The following is a 23,999-nucleotide window of genomic DNA, read 5'->3' on the forward strand; positions in this document are numbered from 1 at the left end:
TCCTTCCTCGTCACGCTAGACCGGTGCGGCGGTCCGCAGCAGGGGTTTTCCAGGCTTAGGGTTGCGGTGTGTACGAAGGCGCGGTGCAGGACCTGATCGACGAGCTCGGACGACTCCCCGGGATCGGTCCCAAGAGCGCGCAGCGCATCGCCTTCCACCTGCTCCAGACCGACTCCGACGACGTGACCCGGCTCGTCACGGCGCTCACCGAGGTCAAGGCGAAGGTGCGGTTCTGCGAGCAGTGCGGCAACGTCGCCGAGGCCGAGCGGTGCCGCATCTGCGCCGACGCGCGCCGCGACCAGACCTCCATCTGCGTCGTCGAGGAGCCCAAGGACGTCGTGGCGATCGAGCGCACCCGTGAGTTCCGCGGCACCTACCACGTCCTCGGCGGCGCGATCAGCCCCATCGACGGCATCGGCCCCGACGACCTTCGCGTGCGCGAGCTGATGACCCGCCTGGCCTCCGGCGAGGTGCAGGAGGTCATCATCGCGACCGACCCCAACCTCGAGGGCGAGGCGACCGCCACCTACCTCAGCCGTCTGCTGCGCGACGTCGGTCTGACCGTGACGCGCCTCGCCTCCGGGCTGCCGGTGGGCGGCGATCTCGAGTACGCCGACGAGGTCACCCTCGGGCGCGCCTTCGAGGGCCGCCGCCGCGTCGACGCCTGACCCGACGGGCACCCGTCAGGCACCCGCCAGGCACCCGAGCACGTATGCCGTCCGGCCGGGTCGAGAGGGCCACGCCCCGGCGACCCGGCCCGACGGCATACGGCATGCTGGGACCCATGACTGACGAGCAGGGGCCCGGCGACCACGCGACCGAGCTCGACGAGCATGCAAGCGAGGTCGACGACCTGTCGGGACTCGCCGACCTGACCGCGGCGGAGGCGAGCGCCTTCCTCACGTCGGTGACGGAGGTGGCGTCGGGCAGCGCGCCCGACACCGCCCTGCCGATCCTCACGCTCGCGCTCTCGCAGGTGCTCGTCGCCGGCGCGCGGCTCGGCGCGATCCAGGACGTCGTGCCGGTGCAGCGTTTCGAGCCCGACGCCGCCGACGACGACGCCGACCCGCTGCGTGCAGGCCTGGCGAACGTCTTCGCGGGCATCGACGACTACGTCTACGTCATCGACCCGATCACCTCGTCCGACCGGGCCGACGGCTCGATCACCAACGACCTCGTCGACGTCGCGGTCGCCCTGACCCACGGCCTCAAGCACTACGCCGCGGGCGACAAGACCGAGGCGCTCTGGTGGTGGCAGTTCAGCTACCTCTCCGACTGGGGCGACCGTGCGCTCATGGCGCTGCGCGCGCTGCTGTCGATCCTCAGCCACCTGCGGCTCGACGCCGACGAGGAGGCCGTCGGCGAGGCGGAGTTCGACGCGCTGCACCCGTAGCCGGCGCAAGAACGTGCGGCGCCGGGGACGAATCCGCGCACATCTCACCATCGCGACGCCCCAGTGGGGCCCACGAGGGCGAGCCTAGACTCGGGGGCACCGCAGCCCGAGCGGTCACACCCGACCGTCCCGAACCCCGAGCAGATCCGGAGCCACTGTGAGCATCGTCGTCCAGAAGTACGGCGGGTCGTCCGTGTCCGACGCCGAGGCCATCAAGCGCGTGGCCCGGCGCATCGTCGAGACGCAGCGCGCCGGCCACTCGGTGTGCGTCGTCGTCTCCGCCATGGGCGACACGACCGACGAGCTGATGGACCTCGCCGAGCAGGTGACGCCCGCGCCGCCGGCTCGTGAGCTCGACATGCTGCTCACCTCGGGCGAGCGCATCTCGATGGCCCTCGTCGCGATGGCGATCGCCCAGCTCGGCGCCGAGGCGCGCTCCTTCACGGGCAGCCAGGCCGGCGTCATCACCGACGACGCGCACGGCGCGGCCCGCATCATCGACGTCACGCCGGGCCGCATCCAGAGCGCTCTCGACGCCGGCCACATCGCCATCGTCGCCGGCTTCCAGGGCGTCAGCCAGACGACGAAGGACATCACGACCCTCGGCCGCGGTGGTTCCGACACTACGGCCGTCGCGCTCGCCGCGGCGCTCGAGGCCGACGTCTGCGAGATCTACACCGACGTCGACGGCGTCTTCACCGCCGACCCGCGCGTGCTGCCGAGCGCGCGCAAGCTCGACGTGCTGTCGATGGAGGAGATGCTGGACCTCGCCGCCAACGGCAGCAAGATCCTGCACCTGCGCTGCGTCGAGTACGCCCGCCGCTACGGCATCCCGATCCACGTGCGCTCGTCGTGGTCGCAGAAGCCCGGCACCTGGATCAAGGACAACCCCTACGAAGGAGAAGGTGCTGTGGAAGCTCCGATCATCGCCGGCATCGCCCACGACCGCAGCGAGGCCAAGATCACCATCGTCGGGGTGCCCGACCGCGTCGGCATCGCCGCGAAGATCTTCGGCGCCATCGCCGAGGCCGGCATCAACATCGACATGATCGTGCAGAACGTGTCGGCCGCCGAGACCGCCAAGACCGACATCTCCTTCACGCTGCCGCAGGCCGACGGCGCCCGCGGCATGCAGGTGCTCCAGTCGATCAAGCACGAGGTCGAGTACCAGGACCTCCGCCTCGACGACAAGATCGGCAAGATCGCCCTGGTCGGAGCCGGCATGAAGAGCCACCCCGGCGTCTCGGCGAAGTTCTTCGGGGCCCTCGCCGAGGCCGGCATCAACATCGAGATGATCTCGACCTCCGAGATCCGTGTCTCGGCGGTGACGCGGGCCGAGCAGCTCGACGACGCCGTCCGCGCCGTCCACACGGCGTTCGGGCTCGACTCGGCCGATGAGGCCATCGTCTACGGCGGCACCGGCCGCTGAGGCCCCGCCCCCGGCCGCGCAGCTCTGGGCGCGCCGGATCGCGCCCGCGGCGCTAGTTTCGCGGGGTATGAGAGCTCGCACCCGATCCGTCCTCGTCCCTGTCCTGGTCGTCGCGGCCACCGCCGCCCTCGTCACCTCCTCGAGCACGTATGCCGGCTCGTCGCCCCGCGGCGGCACCGACCGTCCCAGCGGGGCGCACGCGACGGCATACGGCTGGACGCTCACACCCACCGGCTCGACCGAGCGGTTCCGCGGCCTCGCGCCCGTCTCGCGTGACGTCGCCTGGGTCAGTGGCAGCGGCGGCACCGTCCTGCGCACGACCGACGGCGGCGCCTCGTGGAGCAACGTCAGCCCGCACGGGCTGGGCACCGCCACCCTCCAGTTCCGCGACATCGAGGCCTTCGACGCCCGGCACGCGGTGATCCTCTCGATCGGCAGCGGCGGGGACTCGCGCATCCTCGTCACCGACGACGGCGGCGCGAGCTGGACGGAGACGTTCCGCAATGCCGACCCGTCCGCGTTCTACGACTGTCTGGCGTTCAGCTCGCCGCGCCGCGGCCTCGCGATGAGCGACCCCGTGGGTGGGACGTTCCGGCTCGTCGAGACCTCCGACGGTGGGCGGTCCTGGTCGCCCGTCGACCCCGCGGGGATGCCTGCCGCGAAGGACGGCGAGTTCGCCTTCGCCGCGTCGGGCACGTGCCTCACGACGGGCGTCGGCGGACGCACCTACCTGGCGAGTGGCGGCGTCGACCCGGCGCGGGTCTTCACGTCGACCGACCACGGCCGCACGTGGACGGTGGAGGACAGCCCGGTGGCGGGCGGGGAGTCGGCCGGCATCTTCTCGGTCACCTTCCGCGACGCGCGTCGCGGCGTCGTCGTCGGTGGTGACTTCGCGGCCCCGACCGGCGCGGTCGACAACGCCGCCTGGACCGACGACGGCGGCGCCACGTGGACCGCGTCGACCGTGAACCCGGCCGGCTACCGGTCCGGGTCGGCGTGGGTGCCCCGCACGTCGAGGACCGTTCTCGCCGTCGGGCCGTCTGGCTCGGACCTCTCGACCGACGGCGGCCGAACGTGGGCGACGTTCGACACCGGCAGCTTCGACTCGGTCGAGTGCACCAGCGACGGGGCGTGCTGGGCGTCCGGCGAGCAGGGACGCGTCGGCGTGCTCGACCGCTGAGCCCCGCTGGCCCTGCCGTCACCTAAGGTCGGTTCGATGTGTCCGGCGGTCACCTGTGGTCGTCGGATGCATCGAACGCGGGGAGGACACGGCCGAGCGCCTTCCGCAGCCGCCGCCACGGACCGTCGCGACCGGCGTCGCCGTGCGGCCTCTTCCGGCGGCTCAGGGACGGCATCGGGTGGCCGTAGACGGGCGGAAGTGGAGCCTCCGGCGCCGGCGCGCCGCCGGACGGCACCGCGTACGTGTGGGGCGTCGTGTCGTCGGGCACCCAGCCCCGCCGCGGCTCGTCCGGCCCGCTGCCGTCGCCGGTCTCGCCGGTCTCGCCGGGCCCGGGTGTTTCGTGCATGTTCGTTCACCTCTGTGTCGGTGCGTGACCGCCTTGTCTCTCAGAGCGTCTCGCGCGCAGTCTGATTCGCGTCGGACAACAAGGGGTTCGGTCCGGGAGGGCGCGGGTATGGTCGAAAGAGCCAGACACAACCGCTACTCGGGGCGATAGGTAACAACGACGTGACCCCTCACGAATCCCACCTGCAGAGCGACGGATCGGTCTTCCCGCCGGTCACTCCCGATCCGCCGCAACCTCCCGGCCTCCCGGAGATCGACGTGCCCGACATCGTGCCCGTCTCCACTCCGGACGGCCCTGACCGGGCAGTCTCCTCGCGCGAGACCACCGACGCGACGTCGGAGGTGGCCGGGGTGAAGCCGGAGTAGCCCCCCGCCGGCTGATTGCGTCGCAGTGGCCAGCGGGTAGTACCCCCGTGTGCGACTGCGACGGAGCGACATCGACAAGCCGGGTGTCCGGCGCGTGCGGCGCGGCGAGGGCTTCGGCTACGTCGACCCGGACGGGCGCGCGGTCGACCTCGACACGCGAGAGCGCGCCAAGGCCCTCGTGATCCCGCCTGCCTGGCAGGACGTCTGGATCAGCCCCTACCCCAACGGGCACATCCAGGCGGTCGGCACCGACGACGCCGGGCGGCGGCAGTACCTCTACCACGAGAAGTGGCACGAGGCCCGCGACCGCGAGAAGCACGACCGCGTGCTCACGCTCGCGCGCAAGCTGCCGGCAGCGCGCAAGCAGGTCGCCGCCGACCTGCGCACCAGCGGCCTGACGAAGCGGCGCGTGACCGCGGCGGGGCTGCGGATGCTCGACGCGGGCCTGTTCCGCAGCGGTGGCGACGAGTACGAGGCCGAGCACGGCTCGCACGGCGTCGCCACGCTGCTGCGCTCGCACGTGACCGTGAGCGGTGAGGACGTCACCTTCGAGTTCCCCGCCAAGTCGGGCGTCACCCGTGAGGCCGTGATGACCGATCAGCTGCTGGCGCGGATCGTCCTGTCGCTCAAGCGGAGCGGCTACCAGGGCGAGCGGCTGCTCGTGCACCGCAACTCGACGGGGTGGCACGAGCTCAGCTCGAGCGACCTCAACGTCGCGTTCAAGGAGCTCGTCGGCGACGAGTACACCGTCAAGGACCTCCGCACGTGGGCCGCGACCGTGACGGCGGCCGTCGCCTTGGCTCGCAACGGTCCCGCGGAGAGCGAGCGGGACCTCAAGCGCGCCGAGAAGGACGCCATGAAGGTCGTCTCCGAGCACCTCGGGAACACCCCTGCCGTGGCGCGCCGCTCGTACGTCGACCCGCGCGTGCTCGACGAGTTCGCGGTGGGCCGCACCATCGCCCCGAGCCTGTCGCGGCTCACCAAGGCCGACCGCGGCCGCCTCGAGCTCGGCGAGCTCGTCCGCGTGCGCGACCGCGACGCCCTCGAGCGCGCCGTGATGCGCCTCGTCAAGGGAGCCTCCTGAGCCGAGCCGGGCGACCGCTCACACGGACCGCCACGAGAGGGCGTATGTCGCCGGGCTGAGCGTCGACGGCGCGTTCGTGGCGGTCCGTCGGTGCGGCATACGGCGGTGGGCGCTCAGGCGGGGGAGGGCTCGGTCTCGGGCACGTCGGGTTCGGTGGCGGTCTGCTCGACGTCCTCGGCCCGTGTCGCGGGCATGAGCAGACCCGCGACGATGCTGACCGCAGCGGCGACCAGCACCGCGAGGAAGACCGCGCGCGACCCGTCCTGGATGGCCGGGGCCGACGCGTCGCCACCCCGCGTCGCGATGACCGCGTTGGCGATGGCGCCGAAGATCGCGACGCCGACGGCGCTGCCCACCGACCGCATGAACATGTTGGTCCCGGTGACGACGGCCCGCTCGTGCCAGGGCACCGAGGCCTGGGCCGCGACGAGGGTCGGGGTCGCCACGAAACCGAGCCCCAGCCCGACGACGAAGCTCGCCGCTGCGGCCGTCCACGCGTTGGGGGTCGCCGACGCCAGCCACAGCCCGAGCGAGCCGAGGGCGGCGAGCGAGAGGCCGATGAGCGCGGTGGGCCGGAAGCCGATGCGCAGGTAGAGCCGGCCCGACTGCGAGGCCGAGATCGGCCAGCCGACCGTGAGCGCGGCGACGGCGAGGCCGGCGACGATCGGGGTGGCTCCGGTGGTGCGCTCGAGGAAGGTGGGCACGTACGACGTCAGCCCGACGAGCACGGCGCCGATGCCGATCGAGACGAGGCTGGTGGCGACGATGAGCCGCCGCGAGAAGATCTCGAAGGGGATCACCGGCTCGGCGGCCCGGCGCTCGATGGCGACGAAGATCGCGAGCAGCGCCGCGCCCACCGCGAACGACGTGATGCTCTGCCACGAGCCCCAGGCCCACGCCTGGCCGCCTTCGAGGACGGCGAGGATGAGCAGGGTCAGCGCCACCGTCAGCACGGCCGCGCCGGCGTAGTCGATGCGGTGCTCGCGTCGTTCGAGCGACTCCGAGTAGCTGCGCCACAGCATCGCCGCGGCGAGCAGGCAGAGCGGGATGTTGACGAAGAAGATCCAGCGCCACGAGACGAACTGGGAGAAGACCCCGCCGAGGGTCGGGCCGACGACCGAGGAGGTCGCCCAGACGCTCGCGAGGTAGCCCTGGGCCTTGGCCCGCTCGGCCACCGTGTAGATGTCGCCGGCGATGGTGACCGTCACCGGAAGCACTGCGCCGGCGCCGAGCCCTTGGACCGCCCGCATGACGATGAGCGAGGTCATGTCCCAGGCGATGCCGCACATGACCGACCCGACGAGGAAGAGGGCCACGCCGAAGAGGATGACCGGCTTGCGCCCGATGGTGTCGGCGAGCTTCGAGTAGACCGGCACCGACACCGCCTGCGCGAGCAGGTAGACGGAGAACAGCCAGGGGAACTGTCCCAGCCCGCCGAGGTCGTCGACGATCGAGGGGACGGCGGTGGCGAGGATCGTCGAGTCGAGCGCGATGAGCGACGTCGACAGCATGAGGGCGATGAGCACGGGGCCGCGGTCCGAGCGGAACCCGACGGTGGACGAGGTCGACATGCTCCTCCTGCTGGCTTCACTGGGCTTCAGGGCGACATCTTGTGACAACGCGGTCGGCCGCGGATCATTCCCGGTATACGGCGCGACGCACGCGAGGGACTCCGGTTCCGCTCGGGTGCCTGGTCGCGTGGGTAAGGGACGGTCATGGTGCGCACCCTCGGGGTCGAGGAGGAGATGCTCCTGGTCGACGTGCGCAACGGCAGGGCGCGGTCGGTCTCGGGGCAGCTGCTCGTGCGCGCCGCGCACCACCCGCCCGAGGTCGCCGGGGTCGGCGTCCACGGCGCGCTGGAGGGTGAGTTCCAGCAGCAGCAGATCGAGACGCACACGGCGCCGGCAGCGGACCTCGCGAGCTTGCGGGACGAGCTGCGGACGTGGCGCGGCGCGGCGGTCACGGCAGCGCGCGAGACCGGCTCGAGCGTCGCGGCACTGGGCACGTCGCCCCTGCCCGTCACTCCTCTTCCCGCCCGGTCACCCCGGTACGCGTGGTTGGAGGACCGCTACCAGCTCAACGCCCGCGAGCACCTCATCTGCGGCTGCCACGTGCACGTCTGCGTCGACGGTGACGACGAGGGAGTGGGGGTCATCGACCGGGTGCGCGTGTGGATGCCGGTGATCCTCGCCCTCAGCGCCAACTCCCCGTTCTGGCGCGGGGAGGACTCGGGGTACGCGAGCTACCGCTCCCAGGTGCTGTCCCGCTGGCCGTCCTGGGGACCGCCAGACGTGTTCGGCTCGCCTCAGGCGTACCGCCGCAGGGTGCGCCAGATGGCCCTCACGTCGGTGATCCTCGACGAGGGGATGGTCTACTTCGACGCGCGTCTCGCCGCCCACTACCCGACGGTCGAGATCCGGGCCGCCGACGTGTGCTTCACGGTCGAGGAAGCCGTGGTCGTCGCGGCCCTGTGCCGTGGCCTCGTCGAGACCACGGCGCGGGAGTGGGCGGCCGGGTGCCCCGCACCCGACATCCCGACGGCGTTGCTGCGCCTGGCGACCTGGCAGGCCGGGCGCGAGGGGATCGAGGGCAACCTCGTGGACTGGCGCTCGGGGCTGCCGCGCCCCGCCTGGCAGGTCGTCGACGCTCTCGTCGAGTTCGTGGGGCCGGCCCTCGAGGAGGCGGGTGACCTCGGGGTCGTCCAGGACGGGCTCGCCCGGCTGCGCGAGGAGGGGAACGGTGCGATGCGGCAGCGGGCGATGCTGGCCAGGACCGGCAACCTCGTCGACGTCGTCGCCGAGGCCGTGCGCGAGACCTCCCAGTGGGCGGCCGCCACCGACGGAGTTCACGAGAAGGCGTAGGTCACGAAACCCCTGCGCGACTGCGACAGCGACAGCGACATGGACCCGGCCCGGCCCCCGGTCCGACGGAGGCGCGACCCCAATCTGACGGGATCGCCCGCAGGGTCGCACCACGTCGTGCGAATCTCGTCGTGTCGCCTCGGGCGTCGGTCGAGAGCCCGGCGACGCGAAGGGCAGGTCGAAGGTGGGGGCCAGACCGAGGGCGGGACGCGCAGCGGCGACGCTGCTGCTCCTGCTGCTCGTCGTGGTCGGAGTAGCCGGTCGAGCCGCCGCGCACGCCCAGCTGGTGCACAGCGACCCGAGCTCCGGAGAGGTTCGCGCCGTGTCACCGGCGGCGGTGACGCTGACCTTCGGCGAGCCCGTCGACCGGTCCTCCAGCTCGATCGCGGTCTTCGACGACCACCTCCGGAGGCTGTCGGTGGGGGCTGTGAGCGCCGCGGGGAGGGACGGCACCGCCCTGGCGGTTTCGCTGCCGGCGGCCCTCGCACGCGGGACCTACACGGTGAGCTGGAGCGTCAGCTCCGCCGACACCCACCCGGTGTCGGGGACCTTCCGCTTCTCGGTGGGAGCACCTAGCACGGTGACCGCCGAGCTCCCGGACCGGGTGAACGATGCGGCCGGTGTGCTCCTGGGCATCTCGCGCGACCTGGGCTTCGTCGGGCTCGCGCTGGCGCCGGGGCTCCTGCTCGCCGTGCTCGCGCTCTGGCCGGCCGGCGTCCGTGACCGTCGCACCCGCAAGATGCTGTGGGCGGGTCTGGCGCTGCTGCTGGTGAGCACGCTGGGCGGCCGCCTGCTGCAGGGGGTCTGGGCCAGCGGCACGTCCCTGAGCTCGATCTGGTCGTCGCCGACTGCCCTCGACACACACTCCCGCCGCCTCGACCTGCTCATGGGTGTGCGTTTCTACCTCGTCGTCGGGTTTGCCGCGGTGCTGGCATCGGCCCTCGTCTCCACGGGGACGGCAGGTCGTCGCCACCGCACCTCGTCTCCGCTGGTGGCCGCTTCCGCCGTGCTGAGCGTCGGCCTGCTCGCCACGTGGGCCCTGGCCGGCCACGCGGCCATCGGCGACCTCATGCCCTTGGCCGTCTCGGCCACGATCGCCCACCTGCTGGCCATGTGTCTGTGGCTCGGGGGGCTCACCCTGGTCGCAGTATGCCTGACGGCCTCGGGCCGCGCCGCGGATCTCGCGGTCGTCCTGCCGCACTTCTCGCGGCTGGCGTTCGGCTGCGTCTGTCTCCTGGTCGGCACCGGCACCTTCCTCGCGTGGCGCGAGGTCGCCTCCTTGCCCGCCCTGACCGGCACGGACTACGGGCGGACGCTCCTCGTCAAGCTCGTCGGCGTGGTCGCGCTCGTGGCCCTCGGCAACCTCGGGCGGCGCTGGGTGCGCCGCCACGCGCACCCCGCCGCTGTGACGGGGACGGCGCGGTCCGGGGTCGGGGGCGCCGGCCTGGAACCCGTCGCGAGCAGCGCCCAGGTCGAGGACGTCGACGAGAGCGCGGTCCGGCGGCTGCGCCGGGGCGTCGTGGGGGAGCTGGCGGTGGGTCTCGCCGTCCTGGGCCTGACGTCCGCGCTCGTCGTGATCGTCCCTGCCCGCCAGGACTACGTCGCACCCTTCCATGCGACCCTGGCGGCCTCGTCGATGCGCATCGACGTCGAGGTGCCCGACCCACGCGCCGGCGACGTTCTCGTCGAGGTGCGGGTCCGTCGTCCCGATGGCGGTGTGCTGCCCGTCGTGTCGATGCGCGCCACGATGACCGGTTCCGCACCCGGTGGCCCGCGACTTCCGCTCGAGCCGACCAGCCGGAACGGTGGGTCGACCACCGGTGAGACCTCGTTGCGGGGCTCCGTCCCGACCCGTGGGACGTGGACGCTGCAGCTCACGGTGCAGACCGGCGACCCTGTCGCCACGTCGCTCTCGCAGGCCGTTCCCATCTCCTGACCGGACGGCCGTCCGGGGCTGCCACTGGATCAGCCGCTGCGCTCGGCGGGCGATTCCGGACGAACCGGATCGAAGCCCGCAGAACGCGAATCGATTGCGGCACAGGCTAATCCGAGATATCGGGTTCCCCCTCACGTCCTGACTCCCGCGATCTACCATCGGCTCAGACGACTGGGGGGTCAGGAGGGGGACGGTGCGGAGGGACGCCATCGTTCGCGACCGGCTGCGCTTCGGCTGGGCCGCGTTGCTGCCGATGCCACTCGCCGTGGCCGGCGTGCTGCTGGTCGGGCAGCTCATGCCGAGCCCCGACTCCGGAAGCTCTGCGCGACTGTCCTTCGGCCCCGTCACCGCGCAGGTGGTGGCGCTGCCGATGCCGCCCGCGAGCCAGATGATGATGCCGATGGCCGAGAGCGGCGACCACGGCGACGAGCTCCAGGTCGTGCTCCGGCTCGGCAACGAGACCGACGCCCCCGTCACGGTGCCCTTCTCCAGAGTGCACCTCGAGCGCTCAGACGGGTCCGCGGCCGCGCCGACGCAGGGCCTCCAAGGGGATCTCCTGCTGCGACCGCACGCGACCGCCGAGGAGCGGCTCCACTTCGCCGACCCGTCGTCCCCGACGGTCCGCGTCGTCGTGCCCGACGGGCCCGACGACCGCGTCCTGACCGTGGCGGTGTCCCGATGACCCGCGAGACGCCGGGGACGTCCCGGGCCCCGGGCGCGCGGCTGGTGACGAGCCTGCTCGTCGGGCTGGTCATGACGGGCTGGCTGACGGGCGTCGGTCGGGACGCCACCCCCACCCCGCTCGGCGAGACGTCCACGTTCCTGGCGGTGGCCGCGCTGCTCGGAGCGCTGGGTCTCCACGTCGCCGAGCGGCTGCTCGCTGCCGCGGGAGACCGCGCGGGGGTCGGTCGGTGGGTGCAGCGTTCGACCGCGATGACGCTGGCGGTCGTCGTCGCGTACCTGCTCAACCACCCGTTCGCCCAGGCGCTGTGGGGGTCCGAGGCCCCTGGCTCTGTCGCCGACGCGGTCAGGACCGCATCGAGCCTCGTCCCCGTCGCGCTGGTCGTGTCCGCCGCCGCGACCCTCGTGCTCGACGGTCGTTCCGCGGCGCGACGACGTCCGGCACGGCCGCGCGGCCCCGTGACCGCGGCCGTCGTCGCCCTCGTGTGCGTCCCGGCGGTCCTCGCCACGACCTCACCCGCGCTGGCCGCGACAGCGCAGACGCGCACGCCGGCCGCGGCTCCACTGGCGGGTGGGACGGCCATCTGTCCCACGGGTGCGCGCACGATCACCTACGACATCGGCGCGATGGCGCTGGACATCCCGCTCAACGGGTGGGGCGACCACCTGCCCGAGGGGATGCTCTACGCGCTGCGCGGCCCGGATGCCCGGGTCGGTGAGGCCCAGCTGCGCGCCAACCCGCAGCTCGCCGAGCCCGTCGTCATCCGTGCCGCCGTCGGTGACTGCATCAAGGTCGTCCTGCACAACGACCTGCCCACGGCCTTCCCGCCCGAGCCCGAGCCGACCGTCCCCAAGCCCGGGGACGCGGGCGCGGCAGGCGCGCACGGGGCGCCGGCCGTGCCCCCGGCCCGCGTCGGCATCCACCCGGACGGGCTCGTCCAGTTCGACCCCGCGACGTCCGACGGCGCGCGCATCGGTCGCAACCCGGACACGACCGTCGGACGTGGCGAGGAGCGCACGTACACGTGGTACGCCGACCACGAGGGTCAGGCGCCGCTCGTCGACGTCGCGAACATCGACAGCACCGGCAACGACGGGAACACCGTGCAGCACGGGCTCTTCGGCGCCCTCATCGTGCACCCGGCCGGGTCGAGCTGGCACAACCAGGTGACCGGCAGGGACATGCTCGACCCGGCGACCGGCCGCGCGCTCGAGACCCACGTCAACGCCGACGTGCACGTCCCCGGCGGCACGAGCTTCCGCAGCTTCGCCGCGATCATCATGGACGAGATCGAGGGCGTGAAGGACAGCACGCACAACAACCCGACGGCGCCCGACTCGGGTCTGGCCGACTCGACGTTCGGCATCAACTACCGGTCCGAGCCGCTGCGCAACCGTCTCCGCGCCGTCCTCGAGCACCGCGGCACGAAGACCGTCGAGAACCCGAAGGGCGTCGCGAGCTCGATCACCCTTCCCAACGGCACGACGTACGCGCCGGGCGACCACTTCTGCGACGGCTGGGTGCCGGAGCTGGCGAAGGTCGTGGCCGACCCGGGCGCGAAGTGCATGAGCGAGGAGTCGCACCTGCAGTCGTGGGTCTTCGGCGACGAGGGCAAGCTGGTTCACCGTGACGCGAGCGGCGCGCTCGTGACCGACACCGACGTCATGATCGCCAAGGCGTACCGGGGCGACCCCATCCACTTCCACCTCGTGCACCCCGGTGCCAAGGAGACTCACCCCTGGCACCAGCACACCCAGCGGTGGTTCGCCGACCCGCGCAATCCGACGTCACCGCGCAAGGACGTCCAGAGCATCGGCCCGGGGGAGGCGTACGAGTTCGACATCGAGGGTGGCGCCGGAGGGTTGCAGGGCGCCATCGGCGACTCGATCTTCCACTGCCACCTGTACCCGCACTTCGCGCAGGGCTTCTGGGGCCACGAGCGCATCTTCGACCGGCTGCGCGACGGCACCCAGCGCTATCCGGACGGCACCCGCCTGGAGGCGCTGCAGGAGCTGCCCGACCGCCTCGGCATGACCCCGGCTGCGGACGCGGCACACCCGGGCTTCCCGCTCTTCGTCAGGGGTGCCGTGGGCCAGCGCGCCTACCGGATCCCGTATGCCGTCGTGCGCGACCCGTTCTCGGCGATCCGCCGACCCGGGGACACGGTGCGCGAGCCGACCGCGCTGGAGGCGGCCAACCTGCCGGCGCTCGCCAAGGACAAGCCGGGCGCCGGTGCCATCGACCCGTGCCCCACCGACGCGCCGATACGGGTGTACCGCCCGCACGCCACCGACCTGCCCATCACCTACAACTCGGCCGGCTGGACCGACCGGCAGGGGCGCATCTACATCGAGGAGTCGCACCAGAAGGACGTGCTCGCCGGGCGAGAACCGCCGCAGCCGTACACGATCCGCTCGCGGCAGGGTGACTGCGTCCAGCTCTACCTGACGAACGACCTCAACCTCGACGAGGACCCCTCGGTGCCCGTCGACCACCTGAACCGCAACGACGGCGTCTACCAGAGCGAGAGAACGACGAGCGAGGTCTCGGCGCACGTGCACCTCGTCAGGTTCGACGAGCTAGGCTCCGACGGCACGTCGGTCGGCTGGAACTACGTGCAGGCCGCGATGCCCGGGCAGACCTACGGCTACCGGTGGTTCGTCGACCAGCCGCTCCGCACGGTCTTCTTCCACGACCACCAGTACGCCAACCTGCACCAGCAGAAGGGCCTCTTCTCGGCGATGAACGTCGAGCCCGTCGATGCGACGTGGAGCGACCCGGCGACGGGGCAGCCGACCGACGGCACCGGGCCGATGGCCGACATCCGGTCCTCGCTCGGCCCGAGCTTCCGGGAGTTCACGCTCTTCTACTCCGACCGCGTGCCGATGTGGAAGGACGGCGGCTACGGCAACGCCGTCGCGCCCCCGCCTCGGGTCGACGACTACGGGGCCGACCAGGGCGGCTACGCGATCAACTACCGCAACGCGCCCCTCGCGACCCGCGTCGCCCCGGGGGCGGCAGGTCCCGCGGGCGACCCGGCCTACGTGTACTCGTCGGTGGTCCACGGCGACCCCTCGACGCCCGTCCTGCGGGCCTACTCGGGCGACCCCGTCGTGATCCGGCAGGTGACGGGTGCGCACGAGGAGGTGCACAGCTTCACCCTGCACGGTCACCGGTGGCTCAACGAGCCGGACAACCCGCTGAGCACGATGACCGACATCCAGGGCGCCGCCCTCGCCGAGTACTTCAACTTCGAGCTGGTCTCGGGGTCCGGCTCGAGCCGGCCGAAGAAGGGGAAGAAGACGCCCAAGGAGAAGCTCGAGGACGCACGCGTCGGCAGCGACAACGGCGGCCCGTCGCTCGTGAGCGGGGGAGCGGGCCGGCCGGGCGACTACCTCTACGGCTCGACCGCGCTGGACGACCAGTGGCTGGGGATGTGGGGGATCTTCCGCACCGCCGACAAGCTGCTCCCCGACCTCACCCCGCTGCCGGACCGGCCGGCCCCCACCATCGGAAACCCTTGGACCGCAGTGCAGCCCGGTGCGTCGCTTCTGAAAGCGCCTGCTGCGGCGGGATGCCCCAAGGGCGCGGTCGTGAGGTCTTTCGACGTGGTCGCCCTGGACCACCCCATCGTCTACAACGGCACGACCGGCGACAACGACCCGGACGGCCTGCTCTACACGCTCGCCGCCGACGAGGCCGCCGTGCGCGCAGGGACACGGGCGCCGACACCCCTGGTGCTCCGGGCCACGTCGGGGGACTGCATCACCGTGCGGCTGACCAACCACCTGCCGGCCACCGGTCCCCCGCAGCACGGTGGCGACGTGCCCCCGCCTGCTGCCGAGGTGTTCCCGCGGGGGAGCCGGGTCTCGCTGCACGCCGGGCTCGTCGACACCCCGATCATCCAGGGAGACGGCGCCGCGGTCGGCTACAACTACGACTCGACGGTCGGGCCGGGTGAGAGCACGACGATGACCTGGGTGGTGCCGACCGACGTCGAGACGGCCTCGATCCCGCTCGTCGACTTCGGCGACCGGGTCGGCAACCGGCACCACGGCCTCTTCGGCGCCCTCCTCATCGAGCCGGCAGGCGCGACGTGGCTCGACCCGGCGACGGGCGCGCCCGCGACGGGACTGCAGGCCGAGGTGCGGTGGACGGAGAACAAGACCTCGTATGCCGCAAGGGAGTTCGTGGCCATCTGGCAGGACGGGCTCACCCTGCGTGACCGCGCGGGGACGATCGTGCCACCGGCGCTGCCGCCCGGCCACACCGCCCTCGACCTCGACCCGTACGAACGCGGCAACCGCGGCATCAACTACCGCACCGAACGGCTGGCCCCCCGGCTGGCCCAGGGCGGCGACCCGGCATACGCCATGAGCTCGGCGCTGCACGGCGACCCGGCCACCGGGGTGTTCCGGGCCTACCCGGGCGACCCTGTCTGGCTGCGCGTGCTGCAGGGCGCCGACCGTGGGCGCGCCCACACCGTCGTCGTGTCGGGTCACGGCTGGCACTACCAGGCGAAGGACCCGCAGAGCACGATCCGCAGTGCCGCCGGGATGCTGCTGCCGGAGACCGGCTGGACCTTCGACCTCCTCGGCGGCGCCGGCGGCCCCAGCCACACCCCTGGCGACTACCTCGTGCGTGACGGCCTGATGCTCAACCAGGTCAACGCCGGTCTCTGGTTCGTCATGCGCGTCGAGGGCACACCACAGGCCGACCTCCGCCCACTCGGTGCGCCCCTCCCCATTAGCAAGGGCCCGACCTGCGCCACACCCGGCGCGACCTGCTGACGTCCAGCAGCACCGAACCTGGAGAGCACCATGAACCGCAACCCGTGGCCGCACCGACGCCCCGCCGGCGCCGTCCCCACCCCTGTCGTCCCGGCGTGGCCGCTCACGCGACGGTTCCCGCGGCTCGTCACCACGGTGGTCGTGGCGGCTGCTGCGATCGCCTTCTCGGCACTGGTCTCCGGCGCGGTGCCGACAACGGTCCCGCCGTCGTTCCTGTCAGCAGTCGGCCCGGTCGCTCCCGACAACGGCTTCCCGACCTGGTACCGGGACTCGAACGGCCTGGCCGTGGGCCAGTGCCTCGACCCGAAGGACCCGCTCTGCGGGATCGTCGCCAACGCCGGTTTCGACCCGGCGGCGCCGGTCGTCTTCCCCACGAACTTCCCGATGGAGACGTTCTACATGCTGGCCGCCTCGAGGATCCAGCTCGGCGGGGGCGCGAGCGCCGACTACACGGCCGGTCTCGAGTCGTCCTTCGCGACGAAGGCCGGGCCGGCGCCGGGCCAGCAGGTCACCTTCGGTCGGGTCAGGATCAGGATCGACACCCCGAGTGCCGGCCACTACACCGTCACCCACCCCTACGGTGTCGACGAGTTCGACGTCGCGCAGGGCGGTACGCGGTCGATCAACTTCACGGAGGACGTCGGCGTCGCCCCCGGCAGCTTCACGGGCGCGCTCACCTCCCGGGTCAACCCGATCCTCACGTGGGACACCGGTCAGGTCACCGGGCCCAACGGCGACAAGTACGTCGGTGACCCGGCCGTCCTGCACAAGGTCACCGGAAGCACCCTCGGCACCAACGTCTTCCGCGTCGACGGCCCCGACATCGGCGGCCCCGGGGTCAACAGCATCTCCACCGACCTGTTCGCCCTCTCCGGGAAGGTCGCCAAGAACTTCGGCGTCGACGCCGGCCGCCCCACGTACACCCGGACCTCCGCCACCGGCGGCTTCGTCGACGTCTTCGCCACGTCGGTGCCGGGAGAGGTGATCACTGCGACCCTGCCGGGGGGCACCCCGACGACGCTGGGGACGGACGGCAAGGGTCAGTACTTCGCCCGCGTGGCCTTCACCGGAGCCACGCCACCCGCGCGGGTCACGGTGACGAACACGAGCGACAACCCCGCCACCGCGGTGGCAGCCACGGTGACCGACCGGGTCATCGTCACGTCGGCGACGTACGACACGGCCACCCACAACCTCACCGTGCGGGCGACGTCCAGCGACACTTCCGCGACCCCGCCCACGCTCACGGCCCGGGGTTTCGGGGCCCTGGACGCGGCCGGGCAGCAGGTCTTCGCCGGCGTCGTCGCGCCGCCCCAGGACGTCGTGGTCACCTCGAGCGCGGGCGGCACCGACGCGGCCCCGGTCGCGGTCGGTGGCAGCGCCAACCTGCCCAACCCCGTCATCGCCAACGCCGGCCCCGACCAGGCCGTGCGTCAGGGCCAGAAGGTCACCCTCGACGCCTCGGCCTCGCTCAACGCCACCGCGCTGTCGTGGGCCCAGACGGCGGGCTCTCCCGTCGTGCTCAGCGGCACCGCGCCCACCGTCACGTTCACCGCGCCGACCCAGGACGGCGCCCTGACGTTCCGGCTGACGGCGACCGGTCCCGGAGGCCCGACCACGGACGACGTCGTCGTCACCGTCGCCGGCGTCGCGCCGCCCACGGCCGTCGTGGGCGGTGCCCAGACGGCATACCCCGGCGACCTCGTGACGCTCGACGCGTCGACGTCCGCCGGCGTCGACGGCTACAGCTGGACCCAGACCGCCGGCCCGCTGGTCGCGCTCCAAGGAGGCAGCACCGCGCGCGCCACGTTCACCATGCCGGTGTCCGACGTGCCGCTCGTCTTCACGGTGCGCACCACCGGACCCGGCGGCTCGGCCTCGGCCACCGTGACGGTGACCCCGCTCGTCGACCACGTCGCGGTCACCCAGGTGTCCTTCCGCCGGTCCACGCGGGAGTGGCGGGTCGTGGGCACGGCCACGGCCCCCGTCCCCGACCTCGTCACGGTGCGGCTCACCGCCTCGGGGACGCTCGTGGGCTCGGCTGCCGTCGACACGACGGGGGCGTGGGCGGTGCGGGTCAAGGGCTCGCCCGTGGCACCGGACGCCTCGAACGCCGTCACCGTCACCACCAGCCGCGGGACGACGGTCTCGGGCCTGCTGGTCACGGTCACGCCCTGACGGAGGCTCGGGCCGCTCGCGCCGCTCGGGAGCTCACTCCGGAGTCGGGAAGTGCACGTCGAAGGGCTTGTCCCTGAACACGCGCCGCGCGATCTCCAGGTGCGCGAGGACGTAGGCCAGGCCGGCGAGGACCCCGACGACGGCAACCGTCCCCGTGCTCGCGTCGACGGCGCTCGCGACCAAGGCGCCCAGCGCGCCGGCCACGATCGCGTTGACGGTCATGAGGAAGAAGGACGTGCTGCCCATGACGTGCAGGATCGGGTTGCGTCGCTGGCCGACGGAGTACGAGTGCATGAGCCCGCGCGTGTCGTCGTGGATCGAGGCCGTGAGGTAGGGCTCGATCTCGGGCGCCAGGTCGACGTACGCGTGGCGCAGCCGGTTCATCGCCGTGACGAGCCCCGCATCCTCCTGGCTCGCCATGTTCACCCGGATCGCCGTGAGCGTGCCCATGACGAGCGCCGCCGACGCGAAGCCGATCGCCATGACCCGGAAGGGGGTGCCGAAGCCGGTCCTCTGCGCGGTCAGGACCAGCACGACCAGAAAGGCCGAGACCACGGTCAGGTGGATCGTGATGCGGCTCATCACCTCGGCCCACGTCAGGGACCGGGTGCCGAGCAGGCTCCAGTGCTCGGTGGACAGGAAGACCGGCAGCGCCGGGGAGACGCCGCCCTCTGATGGGGTCGGGGCGGGCTCGTTCGTCCTGGGGTCCGGGCTCACGGTGGCCTCCCTCCGGGGCGGGCCGCGCCGCGGTTCGGCCGACGACCCTCGCCATCCAGTGTCGTGCCGGCACGGTCGGAGCACAGGCAAAAGCGAGGACCCCCTGCCGTGGGCAGGGGGTCCTGAGCTGCAGTTCCGCATGGTCGGGGTGACAGGATTTGAACCTGCGACCTCTTCGTCCCGAACGAAGCGCGCTACCAAGCTGCGCCACACCCCGGTGCTGCACCTGCCCCTGATCCGTGGTGTCACCCGTGGATCGGAGGCAGCAAGGAGAGACTTTAGCGCAGCCCCCCGCCCATCTCCGAATCGGGCCCGGCCGCCCCTTCCAGGGCCCGTGCAGCCCTCAGCCGCGGGAGCGGGGGACGAGCGTGAGGAGGGTGGCCTCGGGGCGGCAGGCCAGGCGTACGGGAGCGGTGGGAGCCGTGCCGAGACCGGCCGAGACCTCCAGCCAGGCGGCGTCGGCCGGCGCCTGCGACGAGGGCGTCGAGCCGGCCCCCGGCCACCAGCGGGAGAGCCCCTTGACCCGTGAGGTGTCGAGGTCGCAGTTGGTCACGAGGGCGCCGTAGCCGGGCACGCACACCTGTCCGCCGTGGGTGTGACCGGCGACGATGAGGTCCGCGCCGTCGGCGGCATACGCGTCGAGCACCCGCTGGTAGGGCGCGTGCGTGACGGCGAGGGTGAGATCGGCGTCCGGTGATGCCGCGCCCCGCACGAGGTCGAGGCGGTCGTAGCCGAGGTGCGGGTCGTCGACGCCGACGAGGTCGATGCGCAGGCCCCGCACACTGATCGAGTCGCGGCGGTTCGTCAGGTCGACCCAGCCGCCCGAGCGGAAACCGCGCACCAGGTCGGCGGTGGGCAGCCGCTGCGTCGTGCCGACACCCTTGGCGTGGTCCTTGGTGAGGTAGCCCAGGGGGTTCTTGATCTTGGGTGCGAAGTAGTCGTTGGAGCCCAGCACGAAGACGCCCGGGAGCGGCAGCAGCAGCTCGTACGCGTCGAGCAGCGACGGCACCGCGTCGTCGGCCGCGATGTTGTCGCCCGTCGTGATGACGAGATCGGGGTCGAGCGACGCGAGGCTGTGCACCCAGCTCCGCTTCGCGCGCTGTCGGGGGAGCAGGTGCAGGTCCGAGAGATGCAGCACGCGGAGGGGTTCGGCTCCCTCGGGCAGCACCGGCACCTCGAAGCGGCGCAGCACGAAGGCATTCCGCTCGACGAGGGAAGCCCAGCCGAGCACCCCGGCGCCGGCGAGGCCCAGGCCGAGCACTGTCTTGGTCACGGCACGCATGGGCCCCATCCTCGCACTGGTGCGCCAGACCCCTCACCAGCACGTCGGGGGCCGTGTCGCCGACCTGACAGACTGGGCCCATGAGCACCCTGAAGGAGCAGCTGAAGGCCGACCTGACGTCCGCGATGCGCGAGCGCGACCAGGTGCGTGCCGGCTCGATCCGCATGGCCCTGACGGCAGTCACGAACGAGGAGGTCGCCGGCAAGCAGCACCGCGAGCTCAGCGACGACGACGTGCTCAAGGTGCTCACCAAGGAGGCCAAGAAGCGCCGCGAGGCCGCAGAGGCCTACACCGGCGCGGGGCGCGCCGAGCTCGCAGCCAAGGAGGAGGCCGAGCTCGCCGTCCTCGAGACCTACCTGCCGAAGCAGCTCGGCGACGACGAGCTCGAGGCGATCGTCCGTGAGGCCGTCACCTCCTCGGGCGCCACCGGTATGCCGCAGATGGGCCTCGCGATGAAGGCGGCCAACGCTGCCGTGGCCGGTCGCGCCGAGGGCGGCCGGGTCGCGGCCGTCGTGCGCCGCGTGCTCGCCGGCTGACGCCGACACGGTCCGTCGACACGGCTGGAGACGACCGAAGGCCCGACGCGAATCGCGCGTCGGGCCTTCGTCGTGCCGGGGTCCGGCCGTGCGGCCGGGGCCGGTGGGCGGGCGGCTCAGCCGCGACCGCCGCCGCCTCCGCCGCCTCCGCCGCGGCCCCGACCGTTACCGCCGCCACCGCCACCGCCACCGCCGCCAGCCGGGGGCGGCTGCACCACCTGTGGCTGCTGCGGGATCGGCTGGCGGTCGCCGCCGCCGCGCGAGGTGTAGATCGTCACGAAGCTGCCGCTCGCGGCCTGCCCGTAGGGCGAGGTGCCGGCGACCAGGCCCCGGGGGACCGAGGAGCCCATCGTGCCGCCGACGCCGGCGGAGAAGCCCGCGCCCTGCAGCCGCGCAATGGCCTCGGACACCGACAGGCCCGTCACGCTGGGCACGTCGACCTTGTCGCCCTGCATCAGCTTCGCCGAGGGCTCACCGAACCTCATCTGGGGCTCGCCCTCGAGGGCGCCGTTCATGATGCCCTTCCAGATCGGGGCGGCGACCGAGGCGCCGTGCATGACGGGGACGAAGCGGTCACCGATGCGCACGTTGGACATGACGCGCTTGTTGCCGTCGTCGGGCGTGCCCACCCACACGGCGGTCGTCAGCTGCGGCGTGTAGCCGACGAACCACGACTCGTTGTTGCGGTTGGCCGTGCCGGTCTTGCCGGCCGACTGGCGGCCGCCCTCGAGCTGGTTGCGGCGGCCGGACCCGTTCGTCATGTTGTACTCGAGGAACTTGTCCGTGGCGCGCACGACGTCGGGCTCGACGACCTGCGAGCACTGGGTCGGGGGGAGGGCGATGTTCTTGCCGCCGCGCGTGATCTTCGTGATGGCCACGAGGGGGCACTTCTTGCCGTCGGCCGCGAGCACGCCGTACGCCTGCGCCACGCCCTGCGGCGACACCTCGGAGGCGCCGAGGATGTACTGGGGGGCGTACTTGCCGACCGGCTGCCCGTCGGCCTGGTGCAGCCCGAGGCGAAGCATCGTGTCGCGCACCTTGCAGCCGCCGAGCTGCTCGGCGAGCGCGATGAACGCGGTGTTGGTCGACAGCGCCGTCGCCTCCATGAGCGAGATGCGACCACCCTTGAACGGGCTGTCGTTGAAGACCTTCCACTCGCCGCCGGGTCCGCAGTTCGCGACGCCGCCCGGCCACTCCTTCGGGGTGTAGGTGGCCTGGGAGTTGCCGCCGGCGGCCTTGGCGTTGACGCTCGACTTCGTGTTCATGCCGGACTCCATGGCGGTCACGAGCGCGAACGCCTTGGCCGTCGAGCCGAACTGGAAGCCGCCGGAGCCGCCGTACTTCTTGTCGAGCGCCCAGTTGATGCCGGTCTTGCCGAGGGTCTGCTTGCCGACGGTGTACTGGGTGTTCTGCGCGAAGGCCTTGACCTGCCCGGTGCGCGGGTCGGTCACGTAGGCCGCGGCGCCGACCGCGGACCTGTCGCCGATCGGCACGTTCTTGGTGACCTCACGCTGCGCGATGCGCTGGATGCGCGGGTCGAGGGTCGTCGTGATGGTCACGCCGCCGCGGTAGAGGGTGCGCTTGCGCTCCTCGAGCGTCTTGCCGAGCTGGGGCATGGCCAGCGCGTAGTTGATGACGAAGTCGCACCAGTACGGGTACTCGGACGCGAGGCACGTGCTCTTCGGGTTCGTGACCTTCATGTCCTGCTTGAGCGTGCGCTTCTTCGCGGCCGTCCACTGCTTGGTGGTGATGCGGTTCAGGGAGTGCATGCGGTCGAGCACGACGTTGCGGCGGGCGATGGCCTTCTTCGGGAAGTTGACCGGGTCGGTGGTGCCCGGGTTCTGCGTCAGGCCGGCGAGCAGGGCCGCCTGCGACAGGCTCAGCTTGCTGGCCGGGACGCTGAAGTAGTGCTGGGCCGCGGCCTCGACGCCGTATGCACGGTCGCCGTAGTAGACGAGGTTGAGGTAGCCCTCGAGGATCTGGTCCTTCGTGAGCTTCTTCTCCAGCGTGATCGCGTACTTCAGCTCCTTCAGCTTGCGCATGTAGTCCTTCTTGACGGCCGCCTGGGCCGCCTCCTCGTTGCCTGCGCTGAGGGCGGAGTACTGGAGCGAGATCTTCACGTACTGCTGGGTGAGCGACGAGGCGCCGACCGACGAGCCGCTACGCAGGTTGGAGATGACCGCGCGCATGGTGCCCTGGATGTCGATGCCGCCGTGCTCGTAGAACCGGTGGTCCTCGATCGCGATCTGCGCCTCGCGCATGATCGGTGCGATCGACTTGAGCGGCACGATGGTGCGGTTCTGCTCCTGCGGGGTCGCGATGACGGAGCCGTCGGCCGCGAGGATGCGCGACGTCTGGGCCAGCGGGTCGGTCGTGAACTCGCTCGGGAGCTCGTTGAACACGTCGACGCCGCTGCGGGCGAGGGCGCCTGTGGCGCCCACCGCGGGCATCACCAGGCCGGCGGCGAGCAGTCCGAGCACCAGCGCGGACGCGAGGAACGCGCCGAGCAGGCTGATGACGCCGCCGATCGAGGTAGTGCGTGAAGACATGCGGCAAGGGTAACTGCTCACCCTATGGCCACCCGTCCTACGCACGATCAACGGTACGAGGGTGTCTCAAACGGACGATTCACGACTCTGGATGACCATGGGGACGGCGTGAGGGTGACTAGTCACCGGGCCAACGAAATGGTCCATAGGGCCTATGTCCGACGGCGCTCACCACTCGTAATGTCTCGTTTGGGCCTTAGGGGGGTCCGCTTGATCAGGACCGGTGGGACGGTCCGGGTCTGCTCGGTGTCATGGGAGGTGCCGGGCGGGGAGGGGAAACATCATGAGTGCAGTCGCAATCGTGGATCCGTGGGTCGACGAGTGGGCCACGCAGGCCAACTGTTCGGGCCAGGACCCCGACGCGCTGTTCGTCCGGGGCAAGGCCCAGCACGACGCGAAGGCCGTCTGCAAGACGTGCCCGGTTCTCGCGCAGTGCCTGGCCGAGGCCCTCGACAACAGGACCGAGTTCGGTGTCTGGGGAGGCATGACCGAGCGTGAGCGCCGGGCCCTGCTGCGCAAGCGGCCCGACATCACCTCGTGGAAGTCGGCGCTCCGCGCGGGCATGGCCGCTCAGGCCAAGTCCGTCTGAGCCTCCGAGCCGTCCGGATGTGGGGTCCGGCGGCTCGAGTCCGACACAACGTCACACGTGAGCGGGGCCGTGGCCACTCGGT

General features: G+C 72.0%; 18 protein-coding genes and 1 tRNA gene. 13 read left to right on the plus strand and 6 right to left on the minus strand.

Features of this window, described 5'->3' with window-relative positions; genetic code table 11:
• The first annotated feature begins 68 nt into the window (after positions 1–68).
• The 4 genes from recR (at position 69) to ACYVNR_RS14360 (ending at position 4,002) form a co-directional block, all read left to right on the plus strand.
• The gene (recR, locus tag ACYVNR_RS14345; protein WP_458799462.1) at positions 69–668 is read left to right on the plus strand and encodes a recombination mediator RecR; all 600 of its coding nucleotides are present in this window, start codon (positions 69–71) and stop codon (positions 666–668) included.
• Between the two features lie 116 nt (positions 669–784).
• Positions 785–1,393, plus strand: coding sequence for a DUF5063 domain-containing protein (locus tag ACYVNR_RS14350; RefSeq protein WP_045190798.1), 609 nt, complete (start codon positions 785–787; stop codon positions 1,391–1,393).
• Positions 1,394–1,550: 157 nt separating this feature from the next.
• A complete protein-coding gene (locus ACYVNR_RS14355) occupies positions 1,551–2,822 on the plus strand; it encodes an aspartate kinase (RefSeq protein ID WP_045190723.1) in 1,272 nt (423 codons plus the stop codon).
• Positions 2,823–2,889: 67 nt separating this feature from the next.
• Positions 2,890–4,002, plus strand: a complete 1,113-nt coding sequence (locus ACYVNR_RS14360) for a WD40/YVTN/BNR-like repeat-containing protein (RefSeq protein WP_461048791.1) — start codon at positions 2,890–2,892, stop codon at positions 4,000–4,002.
• Between the two features lie 49 nt (positions 4,003–4,051).
• Here ACYVNR_RS14360 and ACYVNR_RS14365 read toward each other — a convergent pair whose 3' ends face one another.
• Entirely contained in the window at positions 4,052–4,348 is a 297-nt protein-coding gene (locus tag ACYVNR_RS14365; RefSeq protein ID WP_461048793.1) for a hypothetical protein, read from the minus strand.
• Between the two features lie 161 nt (positions 4,349–4,509).
• On the opposite strand from ACYVNR_RS14365, the gene ACYVNR_RS14370 reads away from it, so the two are divergent.
• Together ACYVNR_RS14370 and ACYVNR_RS14375 are read left to right on the plus strand one after the other, a co-directional pair.
• On the plus strand, positions 4,510–4,713 hold the full coding sequence (locus tag ACYVNR_RS14370; protein ID WP_045190721.1) for a hypothetical protein: 204 nt from the start codon (positions 4,510–4,512) through the stop codon (positions 4,711–4,713).
• A 49-nt stretch (positions 4,714–4,762) separates the two neighbouring features.
• On the plus strand, positions 4,763–5,797 hold the full coding sequence (locus ACYVNR_RS14375) for a DNA topoisomerase IB (RefSeq protein ID WP_461048795.1): 1,035 nt from the start codon (positions 4,763–4,765) through the stop codon (positions 5,795–5,797).
• 113 nt (positions 5,798–5,910) lie between these two features.
• Here the strand turns inward: ACYVNR_RS14375 and ACYVNR_RS14380 are convergent, their stop codons facing one another.
• Positions 5,911–7,368, minus strand: a complete 1,458-nt coding sequence (locus ACYVNR_RS14380) for an MDR family MFS transporter (protein ID WP_461048797.1) — start codon at positions 7,366–7,368, stop codon at positions 5,911–5,913.
• 144 nt (positions 7,369–7,512) lie between these two features.
• Here ACYVNR_RS14380 and ACYVNR_RS14385 point away from each other — a divergent pair, with 144 nt between their 5' ends.
• The 5 genes from ACYVNR_RS14385 to ACYVNR_RS14405 all read left to right on the plus strand — a co-directional run bounded on the left by ACYVNR_RS14385 (position 7,513) and on the right by ACYVNR_RS14405 (position 18,244).
• Positions 7,513–8,658 carry a carboxylate-amine ligase gene (locus ACYVNR_RS14385; RefSeq protein ID WP_461048799.1) on the plus strand — a complete coding sequence of 382 codons (1,146 nt, stop codon included), beginning with the start codon at positions 7,513–7,515 and terminating at the stop codon, positions 8,656–8,658.
• A gap of 184 nt (positions 8,659–8,842) precedes the next feature.
• On the plus strand, positions 8,843–10,594 hold the full coding sequence (locus ACYVNR_RS14390) for a copper resistance CopC/CopD family protein (RefSeq protein ID WP_461048801.1): 1,752 nt from the start codon (positions 8,843–8,845) through the stop codon (positions 10,592–10,594).
• A gap of 193 nt (positions 10,595–10,787) precedes the next feature.
• A complete protein-coding gene (locus ACYVNR_RS14395; protein WP_461048803.1) occupies positions 10,788–11,276 on the plus strand; it encodes a hypothetical protein in 489 nt (162 codons plus the stop codon).
• Complete coding sequence (locus ACYVNR_RS14400; RefSeq protein ID WP_461048805.1) at positions 11,273–16,066, plus strand: multicopper oxidase domain-containing protein; 4,794 nt, start codon at positions 11,273–11,275, stop codon at positions 16,064–16,066. The genes ACYVNR_RS14395 and ACYVNR_RS14400 overlap by 4 nt, the downstream gene beginning before the upstream one ends.
• 30 nt (positions 16,067–16,096) lie before the next feature.
• Complete coding sequence (locus tag ACYVNR_RS14405; RefSeq protein ID WP_045190712.1) at positions 16,097–18,244, plus strand: PKD domain-containing protein; 2,148 nt, start codon at positions 16,097–16,099, stop codon at positions 18,242–18,244.
• Positions 18,245–18,277: 33 nt separating this feature from the next.
• Here the strand turns inward: ACYVNR_RS14405 and ACYVNR_RS14410 are convergent, their stop codons facing one another.
• The 3 genes from ACYVNR_RS14410 to ACYVNR_RS14420 form a co-directional block, all read right to left on the minus strand.
• Entirely contained in the window at positions 18,278–18,961 is a 684-nt protein-coding gene (locus ACYVNR_RS14410; RefSeq protein ID WP_045190711.1) for a hypothetical protein, read from the minus strand.
• Between the two features lie 140 nt (positions 18,962–19,101).
• A tRNA-Pro gene (locus tag ACYVNR_RS14415) sits at positions 19,102–19,178 on the minus strand.
• A 126-nt stretch (positions 19,179–19,304) separates the two neighbouring features.
• The gene (locus ACYVNR_RS14420; RefSeq protein ID WP_045190710.1) at positions 19,305–20,243 is read right to left on the minus strand and encodes a metallophosphoesterase; all 939 of its coding nucleotides are present in this window, start codon (positions 20,241–20,243) and stop codon (positions 19,305–19,307) included.
• Positions 20,244–20,323: 80 nt separating this feature from the next.
• Between ACYVNR_RS14420 and ACYVNR_RS14425 the strand changes: the two genes are divergently transcribed.
• Entirely contained in the window at positions 20,324–20,779 is a 456-nt protein-coding gene (locus tag ACYVNR_RS14425; RefSeq protein ID WP_045190709.1) for a GatB/YqeY domain-containing protein, read from the plus strand.
• A gap of 116 nt (positions 20,780–20,895) precedes the next feature.
• Here the strand turns inward: ACYVNR_RS14425 and ACYVNR_RS14430 are convergent, their stop codons facing one another.
• A complete protein-coding gene (locus ACYVNR_RS14430; RefSeq protein ID WP_045190707.1) occupies positions 20,896–23,328 on the minus strand; it encodes a transglycosylase domain-containing protein in 2,433 nt (810 codons plus the stop codon).
• Positions 23,329–23,611: 283 nt separating this feature from the next.
• Here ACYVNR_RS14430 and ACYVNR_RS14435 point away from each other — a divergent pair, with 283 nt between their 5' ends.
• Positions 23,612–23,917, plus strand: coding sequence for a WhiB family transcriptional regulator (locus tag ACYVNR_RS14435; RefSeq protein WP_045190706.1), 306 nt, complete (start codon positions 23,612–23,614; stop codon positions 23,915–23,917).
• Positions 23,918–23,999: the final 82 nt, after the last annotated feature.

It is taken from the genome of Terrabacter koreensis, assembly GCF_054783315.1.